Here is a 14,156-nt window from a genome sequence, read left to right as displayed (position 1 = left end):
TTTTAAATTTTATTTATTATTTAATACAATTTCCGAAACACTTTTTCCCTGAGGGATCATCGGAAATACATTGTGTTCTTTTCCTGTCATTACTTCAAGGAGGAAAGATCCTTTATGGTTAAGCATTTCTTGGAGTCCTGCTTTCAGGTCTTTTCTCTCGGATACTTTTTTTCCGGGAATATTGTATCCTTTTGCCACCTGAACGAAATCGGGGCTCTGAATATCTACAGAGGAATATCTTTCTTCGTGAAACAATTCCTGCCACTGTCTTACCATTCCGAGATAGCAGTTATTCAGAATTAAGATCTTCACTTCCGGATGATACTGCATAATGGTTCCCAGTTCCTGAATGTTCATCTGAGCTCCTCCGTCTCCCATCACAGCAATAACAGGACGGTTTGTTTCTGCATAAGAAGCTCCTATCGCAGCGGGAAGACAGAATCCCATGGTTCCCAGCCCACCGCTTGTGACATTGGTTCGGGAATGTTTGAACTGAGAGTATCGGCATGTCGCCATCTGATGCTGTCCTACATCTGTTACAATTACTGCTTCACCTGCTGTTATCTCATTCAACTGGCGGATAACCTCTCCCATTGTAATCTCACCTTCTTCGGGGTAGAGCTCCGTATGAATCAGGTTGATGCTTTCAATTTCATGACATTTTTTAAATCTTTTATGCCAGTGATGATGTTCTCTTTTTACGATCTTTTCTGTAAGAAGAGGAAGCGTATGTTTGCAGTTTCCCAGAACGGGAACATCTACTTTTACATTTTTATTGATCTCCGCATTGTCTATATCCAGATGAACAATCTTTGCCTGTTTCGCATACTGATCCAATCTTCCGGTCACACGGTCATCGAACCGCATTCCTACAGCAATCAGAACATCACATTCGTTGGTTAATATATTCGGGCCATAGTTTCCGTGCATTCCTACCATTCCTACCGCTTGTGGATGATGAGTTGGAATAGCACTCATTCCCAGAACCGTCCATGCTACCGGAATTCCTGATTTTTCGGCAAACTGTAAGAACTCCTTTTCAGCTTTTCCGAGCATAATCCCCTGTCCTGCAATAACAAATGGCTTTTCGGCATTATTGATCAACGCTGCAGCTTTTACGATATTTTCCATACATGGATCGGGATCCGGTTTATAGCTGCGTAATGTGTGGCATGGTGAATAGCCTTTATAAGCAACAGACTGCAGCTGGGCATTTTTAGTCACATCAATCACTACGGGACCGGGACGGCCTGACTTTGCAATGTAAAATGCTTTTGCCAATACTTCGGGAAGCTCATGAGCATCCGTCACCTGATAATTCCACTTGGTAACCGGGCTTGTGATGTTCATAACGTCTATTTCCTGAAAGGCATCAGTTCCGAGAAGGTGTTCAAAAACCTGTCCCGTAATACATACCAGGGGAGTATTATCGAGTAAAGCATCAGCCAGTCCCGTAACGAGATTAGTTGCTCCCGGGCCGCTGGTAGCCAATACAACACCAACTTCTCCTGAGACTCTTGCAAGACCTTGTGCCGCATGCACTGCTGCCTGCTCGTGACGTACAAGGATATGTTTCAGGTTTTCTTTATAGTCGTAAAGGGCATCATAAATAGGGATAATAGCACCTCCCGGATATCCGAAAACGGTTTTCACTCCTTCCTGAAGAAAGGCTTCAAGAATGATCCGGCTTCCGCTCAGTTGTATTTCTGTTGATAAATTCGGGTTTTCCATATTTTTATTGAGTGATTTCGTCTGTTACACAGCCTTCTGCAGCTGATGATACGGTTAATGCATATTTATAAAGCAGTCCTTTCTGTACTTTAAGAGCTGGTTTTTGCCATCCTTTTTTTCTTCTTTCTATTTCTTCTTCTGAAACTTTGAGCTGTATGGTGTTGTTGACAGCATCAATTTCAATCAGATCATTATCGTTGACAAAAGCTATCAAACCTCCTTCGTGAGCTTCAGGGGTAATGTGTCCTACTACAAAACCATGAGTTCCTCCGCTGAATCTTCCATCGGTAATCAAAGCGACACTGCTTCCCAGTCCAGCGCCGATAAGCGCGCTCGTAGGTTTCAGCATTTCCGGCATTCCGGGAGCGCCTTTTGGACCTTCATGGCGGATGACAATGACATCACCATGCTGGACGGTTCCATCCTGAATTCCTCTGATCAGATTTTTTTCGCCATCAAATACACGGGCCTTACCTACGAAACGTTCTCCTTCTTTTCCTGTAATTTTGGCTACACTTCCTTTTTCAGCAAGATTTCCGTATAATATTCTCAGGTGGCCTGTTTCTTTTACAGGTTCTGATAATGGTTTAATAATTTTTTGAGTCGTAAAATCCAGATCGGGAACATTTTCTAAATTCTCTGCAACTGTTTTTCCGGTTACCGTTAAGCAATCCCCATGTAATAATCCCTGATTTAAAAGGTATTTCATGACGGATGGTATTCCTCCGTGTTCATACAGATCCTGCATCAGGTATTTCCCGCTTGGTTTTAAATCTGCCAGCACCGGAGTTTTATCACTCATCTTTTGGAAATCATCCTGAGTAAGCGGTACTCCCACACTTTTTGCCATAGCTATAAAATGCAGAACGGCATTGGTACTTCCTCCAAGAATAACAATCATGCGCAGCGCATTTTCAAAAGCTTTGCGGGTCATGATATCCGAAGGTTTAATATCTTTTTTCAATAATATTTTCAGGTATTTTCCTGCTTCAAGACATTCTTCCTGTTTTTCTTTGCTTAAAGCCGGGTTGGAAGAAGAATACGGAAGGCTCATTCCTAAAGCCTCTATCGCAGAAGCCATTGTATTGGCCGTATACATTCCACCACATGCACCAGCTCCGGGGCAGGAATTTTTTACAACCCCATCAAAATCTTCTTCGGTAATTTCTCCTGCAATCTTTTTCCCCAACGCTTCGAAAGCTGAAACAATATTAAGCTGTTCTCCCTTATAGCAGCCTGGAGCAATTGTTCCTCCGTATACCATGATGGATGGTCTGTTCAGCCTTCCCATTGCGATGATAGTTCCCGGCATATTTTTATCACAGCCTGGCAATGCGATCAATCCATCGTAGTATTGCGCTCCACATATGGCTTCGATGCTGTCGGCAATCACATCACGGCTTACCAGAGAATAACGCATTCCATCTGTTCCATTGCTCATTCCGTCACTTACTCCGATGGTGTTAAAAATCAATCCGGCTAATCCGTGGTTCCATGTTCCTTTTTTTACGACCTGGGCAAGATCATTCAGATGCATATTGCATGTGTTTCCGTCATAGCCCATACTGGCAATTCCGACCTGAGCTTTGTGCATATCTTCTTCTGTAAATCCTATCCCGTACAACATAGCTTTGGCTGCGGGTTGTTCACTGTTTTGCGTGAATGTTTTTGAATATTTATTTAACATATTTATTCTTCATTTTATGTTCTTTTCCTCGCTTTAAAATGGAGTTCTTTACTAAATTCCGATCCAAAACTACATTTTGTAATATTCTTTTCATTTTCGTTTTTTCCAAAAACTACAATATTCAATTGTTCAAAAAACGAATTTATTCAATTGATAATCAAATATTTATATTATTAAAATTTACAATGACAGAACTCTTACCAATTTCAAATATGCCTGTTGTACTCTCCCACTTGCTGTGTTTTCCCAATCTTTGGTAAAAGGAACATCATCAAGTGAATCAAGGGCAACAATTTCTGCCGCCGTACCACAGAAAAAGCCTGCATCTGCGCCTCTCATTTCTTCAGGTTTGAAAAAAGTTTCCTTTACAGGGATAGCTAGCTCATTACAAATTTCCATAACGGTTTGTCTTGTAATGCCCGGAAGAATACTTCCTTTGGCCGGAGTATATAAAACTCCGTCTTTTTCGTAGAACACATTGGCACCTGAACTCTCGGCAACATTTCCGTTTTCATCCAGAACCAGCGCTTCATCATAGCCTTTATCTTTGGCATCCTGACAGGCTAATATGGAGTTTACATAATGCCCTCCTACTTTGGCTTCCACCTTGAATGCCTTAGGATTAGGGCGTTGAAAAGGGGAAGTCATAATTTTCATTTTATCCGCCAGATAGCCGTTGTTCCATTCCCATGCAAGAAGAGACAGATAAGATTTTTGTCCTTTTGAAAGTGACATATTGGGCGAACACGTAACCAACGGACGGATATAAGCATCTGTAAACCCATTACGATCCAGAAGTTCATAGGTAAGTTCTGTAAGCTGATTTACGGAATAATCAAAAGGAATATGCATGAGTTCTGCTGATCTTTTCAGTCTTTCGTAGTGTTCTTTTGCTTTGAAAATTTGAGTTCCATGATCTGTGCTGTAGGATTTAATGCCTTCAAAAACAGAGTAACCATAGTGAAGTGATTGGCTGTAAAGATCAGTTCCCGCATCTTTCGCTTTCATAAATTTTCCGTCAAAGTAGATGGTCGTGTCGTCGTTGTAATACATGTTATAGAAGTTTAAAAAATTAACAAATCGAAATAAAAAAAGCCCTCTCACGCTGTGAGAGGGCTCAATATATGTACAGTCATACACCTTCCTTCTCACAGCCGTAAGGGAATAATAATGACGATAATAATTACTGATAATAACTGGTACATACTTTTATACTATAAAAAATTAAAAACAAAAAAACCGTTTCATAGTTTGAAACGGTTTTATATATAATTTAAATTAAAATCTATTTAAAATGCCGTTTCCTTACTGTTGTTAATGACAACAGCAATAATAGAAATGACAATAATATTTTTCTGATTCGTAAAATTCATATTGCAAATGTATAAACTTTTTAATTACTCACAAGTTTTTTTTGCACTTTTTATTTTTTTCGTAAAAAATGGTTCAGTGTTTCCTTTGCTTCAGCCACATCGTGAACCCTCAAAATTTTTGCTCCCTGTTCCAATACTTTCATGTGCAGTTTCTGTGTTTCCTCATTGATGTCCAGCGGTGATTTTCCCAAAGGCCTGTAGATAAATGACTTTCTGGAAATCCCTATCAGCAAAGGAAATTTTCCGAATCCGAGATATTCAACTTCATGGATCATTTTCATCTGGTCTTCCACTGTTTTCCCGAAACCAAAACCGGGATCAAGAATGATATCATTCACTCCTTTTTCTAAAAGTTCTTTTGTTTTTTTAGCAAAATACTGGTTCACTTCCAGCGTAATATCTTCAAATTTTATTTTATCATGCATGGTTTCATAAGAAGGATTTACATGCATCAGAATGTAAGGCAACCTCGTTTCAGCAGCTGTATCAAACATTTCTGTATCATACTGACCTCCAGAAATATCATTAATCAGATCAATTCCTTCATTAAATCCAAATTTCACTGTTTCTGCATAAAAAGTATCCAGGGAAATCAGGGCTTCCGGAAATTCTTTTTTGATCAGAGAAATCAGATTTCCAATTCTGTTTTTTTCTTCGGCAGCACTTAAAAATTCGGCATTGGGACGTGTAGACTGAGGGCCAATATCCAGTATTTCTGCTCCATCTTTCAACAGTTTTTCGGCATGCTCCAGAGCTGCTTTTTCGTTATTGAATTTTCCGCCGTCAGAGAAAGAATCCGGAGTCAGGTTGAGAATTCCCATGATTTTTGGAGTGTCCAGTTGTACCAGTCTACCGTTGCAGTTGATTGAATGAGTTGGAGGGTTTGAGTGTGGGAGAGTTTTAGGGTTGGAGAGCATGAGATTATTATTGATGAGGGTAGATTATAAATGATTAATGATAATTGATGAATGATTTTTGTAATGCAAAATTAGTGATTTATGAGTTTTAAATGAGAAATTGGAAGCTAGAAGCTAGAAGTTAGAAGTGGACGTTTCACATACCATGCTCAAACACTCTCACCCTCAAACTCTCCGACGCTCCGACTCTCTCACTCTCAAACCCAACAACTCGAATCCCGAAACCCGAAACTCTAAAACTCTCCCATCCTCTCACCCTCTCACTCACAAACTCAGCTCATCAAATTCAAAAATCTAAAACCGAATTCGTATATTTGGAAGATTAAGAAGATTTATGTTAAAAACATCAGTACAGTTCGAGAAAGTTATCAGTCAGTGCCGTGATCTTTTCGGCAAAAAATTGCAGGATTATGGTGCGGCATGGAGGGTTTTACGGCCAAGTTCCATTACAGATCAGATTTATATCAAAGTGAACAGGATCCGTACGCTGCAAATGACTGATAAAAAAATGGTGGATGAGAGTGAAGAAGATGAATTTATCGCCATTGTGAACTATTCTATCATTGGACTTATCCAGCTGGAAAAGGGCCTTTCCAATGATTTTAATGAAAATAAGGAAGAAATTTTAGGTCTGTATGACAAATATTCCGGTGAAGCGAAAGCTTTAATGGAAAGAAAAAACCATGATTATGGTGAAGCATGGAGAGATATGAGGATTTCTTCAATTACGGATCTTATTTATCAGAAAGTATTGAGAACCAAACAGATTGAGGATAACCAGGGCCAAACAATTGTTTCGGAAGGGCTTGATGCCAACTATTTCGACATGCTGAATTATGCCGTCTTCTGTCTGATCAAGTTCTCGGAAAAAGAAAATCAGTTCGAACCCAAAACTATTTAATATGCTCAAAGGTTTATTACGCTTTATTATCGCTGTCATTTTTATCCTTTCAGGCTTTGTGAAAGCCGTGGATCTGGTAGGTTTTTCTTTCAAAATGGAAGAATATTTCTCTCCTGCTGTTTTCAATATGCCGTTTTTTGAAAAGTTTGCCCTGCTGTTTTCTATTATTGTGGTGGTACTGGAGCTTTTCTTAGGATTTATGCTGCTGCTTAAATTAAAGCTTAAATTTACCTTATCCGTATTAATTGCACTTTGTATTTTCTTTGGATTTCTGACATTTTATTCGGCTTATTTCAATGTGGTAACAGATTGTGGATGCTTTGGAGATGCCATCAAATTTACTCCATGGCAGAGCTTCCTTAAAGATGTTATCCTTTTGATAGGATTGATTCTATTATTCATTCTGTACAGAAAAGAATTCCGTAAAAAAGATGAGTATGGAATCAGCGAAAAAGAGTCTTCCCATACGTTCCAATATATTCTTTTAACAGTCTTTTCTTTAGGAATGATCTACGTTATGGTGCAGGGAATCATGCATGAACCGATCATTGATTTCCGTGATTATAAAATCGGGACAGACATTAAAGGTGAAAAAGCTAAAATTGACAAAAACCCTTCTGAATATAAGACATTTTACTCCCTGAAAAACGAAAAAACAGGACAGGTAGTAAAGGTAAATCAGGATGATTATATCAAAAAAACAGAATACTGGGCAGAAGGTTCTCCGTGGAAAATTGAAGATGGAAAAAATGAATCGGTATTGATTAAGGAAGGTTACAAATCTGAAATTGTAAAATTTAAGATTGAAGATCCTACAGGAATGGAAGTTACGCAAGAGATCATTAATGCTCCAAAAGCTGTTCTGGTGTTTTCCTATCATCCAAAGGAAATCCCTGCTGACCTGCTTCAGAAAGTGGAGGCAAAGGTAAATACTCAGAAAGGCGCCTTAATCTACGGAGTTTCCACAGAGCCTAATACTTTTAAAACCATTAAAAATGTACTGATGGACGGAACTGCCATCAAAACAATAGCAAGAAGCAATCCGTTTGTCCTCATTCTTGAGAATGGAAAAATTGTAGATAAACAACCTGCAAAGGACTACGTTAATTAATTATGAATGATGAACGATAAATGATCTTTTTGACGAGAGCCAATCGTTGATCAATTATCAATTATCAATTATCAATTATCAATTATCAAATTTAAACACTAAACTTAAACATATAAAAGCTCATGCAAAAATCAAATAAATCAATCGCCGGCTATCATTTATTAATGATTCTTTCTTCTGTGGACGGAGAGTTTGCCCCTGAGGAAGGAATGCTGGTACAGCAATACCTGGCGGATGAATTTCCTTTCAGAATGAACCTTGACAACGAATTGGACACATTGGCCCTTTTACAGCCTGAGGAATGGAAAGATCATTTTGAGTTCCATGCAAGATGTTTCCATGATGATTCTACAGAGGATGAACGTGTGAAATTTGTTCAGTTTGCAAAATCTTTGATCAAAGCAGACAATAAAGTAACTGAGGAAGAGCACACCTTCTATGTTCTACTGAAAAACCTTTGGGGATTATAAACCATTACGAAAAAATAAAATAAATCTATATCTAAATCTTATGAGAAGAAAAATAGTTGCAGGAAACTGGAAAATGAACAAAAATGTAATTGATGCACAACAATTAATGATTCAGTTACTAAGCTATAAAAACAATAACGCTACCAACTGTGAAGTTTGGATTGCTCCGCCAGCATTGTATTTGATGATGGCGAAAGATATTTTTGAAAAGGATGAGATCGGTGTATTTTCTCAGGATATGAGCGAGCATGAAAGCGGCGCTTACACAGGTGAAATTTCTGCAGATATGCTGGAATCTATCGATGCTACCGGTTCATTAATCGGGCATTCTGAAAGAAGGCAATATCACGGAGAAACAGATTCTCACTGTAACAGAAAGATCAAGCTGGCTCTTGATAAAGGTCTTATTCCTGTTTACTGTAATGGAGAAACACTTGAACAGAGAAAAGCAGGGCAACACCTTGAAGTCGTAAAAAACCAGACTGAAGTAGCTCTTTTCACGCTTTCTGCTGAAGAAATCAAAAAAGTGGTGATTGCTTACGAACCGGTTTGGGCTATCGGAACAGGAGAAACAGCAAGTCCGGAGCAGGCTCAGGAAATCCATGCTCACATCAGAAATATTATTGCTTCAAAATACGGACAGGAAGTTGCTGACGAAGTTTCTATTCTTTACGGAGGTTCTGTGAAGCCGGATAATGCAAAAGAAATCTTCTCTCAGCCGGATATTGACGGAGGTCTTATCGGAGGAGCGGCTTTGAAACTGGAAGACTTCTCTAAAATCATTGAAGCTTTTAACTAAAATTTCATTTAGATAAAAATAAAAACGGCGGAATCTTCGATTCCGCCGTTTTCCGTTAAAAAAATCTAATTATTGAATATCGACTACATACATTGTTCCCTTGTCTACTTTACCCGTTTTAGGTAAAATTTTGGCTTTTGGATTTCCGTTTCCATCATCTACCACTCCAAAGTCATCATCATTGAAAACAGCCAGTTTATTATTTCCCAGATAAACAATTCCCTCGAATTTATCATGTTCATAGCCCAGTTTTGCTACCAGATCTACGGCTAATGTTTTTGTAACAGCTTTTATTCCGGCATTGGTAATTTCGTCCCATGAACATTGTTCTAAAGCTTTTCCATTGATTTTCATTCCGTCAACAGCGCTGATATCGGCTCCGTTTACATCTGTTGCATTGCTCAGATTGATTCTGTATACTTTTTTGATTCCGCCCTGGGAACCGAAATTTCCATCTCTTTCAATCACCAGGAATTCACTGTTACTTATTGCTGTAATATCACAAACCGAATCAGTAGCACCTCCATCCTGCTTATATAGAAACTGTTTAGTCTGCCCTGTAACAGTATCAAATGTGACAATTCTCGTTAAAGTTTTATTGGTAGCCAATGCCTTACTGGGAACATACATCATCGACTGCATGGTTCCTATCAGCGTTCTTCCGTCCGGGCTCATACAAAGCCCCTCCATTCCTCTGTTGGCTCTTCTTTTCGCTAAAACAGCAGGTAACTTTCTTGGTCCTGTATTTACTCCGATAGGGCTTATTCTTTCCATCTCCATTCCATCTGCACTGTAATGGACGATATGCGGTCCGTATTCATCGGAAACCCAGAATGTACCGTCAGCGGCAGCAACAATACTTTCGCTGTCAAGACCATACTGATCAGTACCTAAGACATTTCCGGAAGCATCATATGCTATTTCTCCTGTGCTCCCCATTCCAACAGGATTTGGAAGTCCGGTAATAGGTTGTCCGGATGGATTTTTAAGTTTAATATATTTGATGACCTCTACATTTCCGTCGGCATTGATTTTAAAATGCATAATAGTTGGAGTGAAATTAGGAGCAAGAAACTTTTTTCCATTCTGGAAGTCCGTATTGGGACCTCTGTCTGTAATGACATAGAACTCCCCTTTTCTTGTTGGATGAGCGGCAGCACCGGAACCAAAACCTCCGTTGATAACATCCACTCCGTTTATAGTAGCCAGTTTTGTAAAGGGAAACTCCTGAGGCAGTTTGGAATAATTAATATCCTGATTAATTATGGCTGTATCATCATCACTTTTACATGAAGCCCATACTGCCAGCACGACTGCAGACCATAGTAATTTTTTCATATTCACTTTTATGGCTGCGAAAGTATAAATCGATTGTAAACTGATCTTAAATATAATGATAATTGTTTTTTAACAATACTGATGAATGTGCTATTTACAACCACCCCGTCAAAAATTCTTTGAATTTTTGCCACCCCTCCGGAGGATGGGAATTTTTACGTCTTCAGTTGGAATTTGGCCAGCATTGTAGATTTCTTGTGAAGTATTTTTTTCCGGATTATTGCAGCCGGATTTCTTCGGAATGATAAGCTGTATGGATAAACCTCCATTCCAATTGTGTCATTCTGCAGAATCTAAATAGTGAAATTTAAAATATCATCCAACAAAAAAACCGCACCAGATTGGGTGCGGTTCTCATGATTATATCATCAATTATTTTTTCTCAGTAGATCTTTGTAAAACCTCATCTACCATTCCGTAACCTTTAGCTTCTTCAGAAGTCATCCAGTAATCTCTGTCAGAAGATTTTTCTACCCACTCATACGTTTGTCCTGAGTGATGACCGATGATTTCATAAAGCTCCTGCTTCAGTTTCAACATTTCTCTTAAGTTGATCTCCATATCAGAAGCAACTCCCTGAGCACCTCCTGAAGGCTGGTGGATCATTACTCTTGAATGCTTAAGCGCAGAACGTTTTCCTTTTTCTCCGGCAACCAGTAATACAGCTCCCATTGAAGCAGCCATACCTGTACAGATTGTCGCTACATCCGGCTTGATGATCTGCATGGTGTCATAAATACCTAGACCTGCATACACACTACCACCAGGAGAGTTGATGTAGATCTGAATATCTTTTGAAGGGTCAGCACTTTCCAGGAATAAAAGCTGAGCCGTAACGATGTTTGCAACCTGATCATCAATACCTGTTCCCAGGAAGATAATTCTGTCCATCATCAGACGGGAGAAAACGTCCATCTGAGCAACGTTTAATCTTCTTTCTTCCATGATGTACGGAGTAAGATTCGTTGGGCCATACATTCCCATATACTGATCGGTAACCAAACCGTTGTTTCCTAAATGTTTTACAGAGAAGTCTCTGAATTCCTTTTTAATGTCCATATTTCTATTATGTATTATTTTTAAAATATTCTCGAAGTTTAAATTACAATATTTATTCCTAAAATTTTATAGGACTTTTTGTCACAGAATATCCAAAAATCTGACTCTTGTTTATCTCTTCCTATCTACATAAATCCCTTTGATCGGTGAATATTCTATGATATTGCTCAACCGTATGGAAGCCTGCTTTAAAAGCGTGATTTTTTTGATCAGCTCATAATATTTTACCTCATCCGTATTGCTGTACTGATCAAGCTCTTTGGCTGTTTCCTTGATCAGATAATCAATATACCGGTACTTATGTAACAGAACATCTCCCTGGATCTGATCTGCCACTTTATCACCATAGTTGGGAGGATAAATATTTCTTGAAGCCCAGTTTTCAAGTTCATCCAGCGGGATTAAAGCATCTACAACCTTTGTGGTAATCTCTTCGTCCATAAAAGATACAAAAAAGTTTCCACTTCTGAGTTCATCCTTTTGAATTCCTTCTCTCACCTGATTGATAATAATCTCATTTTCTTTGACTAAAAATGTATACTGCTCTTCTTCAAAATGATGAAGAATTTCTTCAATAACGGTAATCTGATATTCCTCATTATTTTCATTCTTCCTTTTGAGAACAATATCTCCGAACATCAGCATATGATCTACCAGTTTATTCTCCATGAATAATACATCATACAGAAAAGGATCTTCTTTTTCCTTATCCAAAGGAACAATCTCCATTTTCGGAGCTGCTGCTTTTTCCTTCTGCTGCTGCTGAACATGATGCGTCTGATTCTGGGTGATCTGCTTCTGAACATCCAGCTCATTGAAAAGACTCTGTTCGGAAAGCCCGAATTTATTGGAAACCTCTTTCAGATAAACCTCTCTTTTCAGGGCATTTTGTACGAAAGAGACAGATTTTACAATATCTCTGATTGCTTCAGCCTTTTTAATCGGATCATTTCCGATATCTCTCAGGAGAATTTCCGCCTTGAAATCGATGAAATCCATCGCTTCATTTTCGATGTACTTTTCAACGTATTCCTGCGGATGTTTTCTGGCAAAGGAATCCGGGTCATCTCCATCAGGGAAAAGCAAGACACGGATGTTCATTCCCTCAGTCAGCAACATATCAATACTTCGGAAACTGGCTTTGATACCGGCATTATCACCGTCAAAAAGAATCGTTACGTTTTCCGTAAGCCTCTTAATAAGTTTGATTTGTTCTGTCGTCAAAGACGTTCCGGAACTTGCCACTACATTTTCAATTCCGGACATATGAAGGGAAATCACGTCCATATACCCTTCCACCAAAAGACAGGCATTCTTTCTTGAAATCGCCTGCTTGCTCTGGTTTAATCCATAAAGAACATTGGATTTATGGTAGATCTCCGTTTCCGGGGAATTGAGATATTTTGCAGTTTTGACATTATTCTTCAGAATCCTTGCTCCAAAGCCTAAAACCCTGCCAGAAAAACTGTGAATAGGGAAAATAACCCTTTCTCTAAAACGGTCTACGCCTGCAGGAGTATTTTCAGGAAAAATAGAAAGTCCGGATTTCTCAAGAATTTCTTTATTATAACCTTTTTCAAGCGCATAAGCCGTGAAAGCATTCTTTTTCTCCGGAGAATATCCCAGCTGGAATTTCTTAATGATATCATCCCTCAACTCCCTTTCTTTGAAATAAGAAAGTCCTATGCTTCTGCCCTCCTGATCATCCCAAAGGATCTCCTGAAAATAAGTATTGGCAACCTCATGGATTTTATACAGCAGATCTTTTTCTGTCTGGGCATTTTTTGCTTCTTCAGAAATTTCCCGCTGGTCTTCTTCAATTTCAATTCCGTATTTTTTTGCAGCATGGCGGAGTGCTTCAGGATACGTAAAGTTCTCAATTTCCATCAGGAAAGAAATGGCTGTTCCTCCTTTTCCTGTAGAGAAATCCTTCCAGATCTGCTTACTGGCAGAAACTACAAAACTGGGTGTTTTTTCATCATGAAAAGGACTGAGCCCTTTGTAGTTAGACCCTGCTCTTTTCAACTGCACATATTCGCCCACAATCTCTTCAACGCGGATCGTGGAGAATATTTTATCAATGGTCTGTTTGGAAATCATGCTGTAAAATTAAGTAATTTATAGGGAAGTTGGAAGAGGCTGAGAATTTCGGTGCGGGTTTCGGGATGCTGGTTCGAAAGTTTGAGAGTTTGAGGTTTAAGAGTGGGAATATAAAAGTTGCTTTTTCAACTTCCAGCTTCTAACTTCCAGCTTCCAGCCTGCAATTTATAATTTCTGACTTCTTCCACTCATTAAAAACTCATAAATCATTATTTTTGCAAAACAAATTAGCATATGCAGTTCACTATACATACAATCGAAGACTGGCAGGAAGTTGTTGACACCATCATTCCTCAATTACAACATAATATTCTTTTATTAAAAGGAAATCTGGGAGCCGGGAAGACAACCTTCACTCAATTTCTGCTTACAAATATGGGCAGCAATGACGAAGTAAACTCTCCCACGTATTCTATTGTGAATGAATACAATACTGAAAAAGGAAAAGTATATCATTTTGATCTTTACCGTCTGAAAAACATTGAAGAAGTGTATGATATCGGAATTGAAGAGTATCTGGATAACTCCTTTCTATGCATCATCGAGTGGCCGGAAGTGTATGAAGAGGAGCTTTATGGCCTTAAGTACCACACAATGAGTATTGTGAATACGGGTGAAAACAGAGAAATTTCATTCGATTAAATATTATGTATCTTTGCTCATTAATTGA

Annotated in this window: 12 protein-coding genes; 5 read left to right on the top strand and 7 right to left on the bottom strand. The window is 38.7% G+C overall.

Going from position 1 to position 14,156, the window contains the following annotated elements:
* Positions 1-9: 9 nt before the first annotated feature.
* The 4 genes from ilvB to folP all read right to left on the bottom strand — a co-directional run bounded on the left by ilvB (position 10) and on the right by folP (position 5,708).
* A complete protein-coding gene (ilvB, locus tag ACLI50_RS09220) occupies positions 10-1,731 on the bottom strand; it encodes a biosynthetic-type acetolactate synthase large subunit (RefSeq protein WP_411413620.1) in 1,722 nt (573 codons plus the stop codon).
* 4 nt (positions 1,732-1,735) lie between these two features.
* Entirely contained in the window at positions 1,736-3,418 is a 1,683-nt protein-coding gene (gene ilvD, locus ACLI50_RS09215) for a dihydroxy-acid dehydratase (protein WP_411413619.1), read from the bottom strand.
* A gap of 180 nt (positions 3,419-3,598) precedes the next feature.
* Positions 3,599-4,471, bottom strand: coding sequence for a branched-chain-amino-acid transaminase (ilvE, locus tag ACLI50_RS09210; protein WP_411413618.1), 873 nt, complete (start codon positions 4,469-4,471; stop codon positions 3,599-3,601).
* A 370-nt stretch (positions 4,472-4,841) separates the two neighbouring features.
* Positions 4,842-5,708, bottom strand: a complete 867-nt coding sequence (folP, locus tag ACLI50_RS09205) for a dihydropteroate synthase (RefSeq protein ID WP_475572017.1) — start codon at positions 5,706-5,708, stop codon at positions 4,842-4,844.
* 334 nt (positions 5,709-6,042) lie between these two features.
* On the opposite strand from folP, the gene ACLI50_RS09200 reads away from it, so the two are divergent.
* From ACLI50_RS09200 to tpiA, 4 genes are all read left to right on the top strand, one after another.
* Positions 6,043-6,609 (top strand): DUF1599 domain-containing protein, encoded by a 567-nt coding sequence (locus ACLI50_RS09200; protein WP_411413617.1) that lies wholly within the window; start codon positions 6,043-6,045, stop codon positions 6,607-6,609.
* 1 nt (position 6,610) lies between these two features.
* Positions 6,611-7,720, top strand: a complete 1,110-nt coding sequence (locus tag ACLI50_RS09195) for a BT_3928 family protein (protein WP_411413616.1) — start codon at positions 6,611-6,613, stop codon at positions 7,718-7,720.
* 122 nt (positions 7,721-7,842) lie between these two features.
* Positions 7,843-8,190, top strand: a complete 348-nt coding sequence (locus ACLI50_RS09190) for a TerB family tellurite resistance protein (protein ID WP_142719433.1) — start codon at positions 7,843-7,845, stop codon at positions 8,188-8,190.
* A gap of 40 nt (positions 8,191-8,230) precedes the next feature.
* Positions 8,231-8,989 carry a triose-phosphate isomerase gene (tpiA, locus tag ACLI50_RS09185; protein WP_202839529.1) on the top strand — a complete coding sequence of 253 codons (759 nt, stop codon included), beginning with the start codon at positions 8,231-8,233 and terminating at the stop codon, positions 8,987-8,989.
* A gap of 69 nt (positions 8,990-9,058) precedes the next feature.
* Here the strand turns inward: tpiA and ACLI50_RS09180 are convergent, their stop codons facing one another.
* The 3 genes from ACLI50_RS09180 to dnaG all read right to left on the bottom strand — a co-directional run bounded on the left by ACLI50_RS09180 (position 9,059) and on the right by dnaG (position 13,486).
* Positions 9,059-10,327 carry an esterase-like activity of phytase family protein gene (locus tag ACLI50_RS09180; protein ID WP_411413615.1) on the bottom strand — a complete coding sequence of 423 codons (1,269 nt, stop codon included), beginning with the start codon at positions 10,325-10,327 and terminating at the stop codon, positions 9,059-9,061.
* Between the two features lie 372 nt (positions 10,328-10,699).
* A complete protein-coding gene (gene clpP / locus ACLI50_RS09175) occupies positions 10,700-11,386 on the bottom strand; it encodes an ATP-dependent Clp endopeptidase proteolytic subunit ClpP (RefSeq protein WP_027373257.1) in 687 nt (228 codons plus the stop codon).
* Between the two features lie 111 nt (positions 11,387-11,497).
* Positions 11,498-13,486, bottom strand: a complete 1,989-nt coding sequence (gene dnaG, locus ACLI50_RS09170; protein ID WP_202839532.1) for a DNA primase — start codon at positions 13,484-13,486, stop codon at positions 11,498-11,500.
* A 234-nt stretch (positions 13,487-13,720) separates the two neighbouring features.
* Between dnaG and tsaE the strand changes: the two genes are divergently transcribed.
* Positions 13,721-14,128 (top strand): tRNA (adenosine(37)-N6)-threonylcarbamoyltransferase complex ATPase subunit type 1 TsaE, encoded by a 408-nt coding sequence (gene tsaE, locus ACLI50_RS09165; RefSeq protein WP_411413614.1) that lies wholly within the window; start codon positions 13,721-13,723, stop codon positions 14,126-14,128.
* Positions 14,129-14,156 lie beyond the last annotated feature (28 nt).

The organism is Chryseobacterium cupriresistens, assembly GCF_046614675.1.
In the GTDB taxonomy this organism is placed as follows: domain Bacteria; phylum Bacteroidota; class Bacteroidia; order Flavobacteriales; family Weeksellaceae; genus Chryseobacterium; species Chryseobacterium cupriresistens.
The sequence above is the reverse complement of the archived record's forward strand: the minus strand, read 5'-3'. Positions and strand labels throughout refer to the sequence as shown.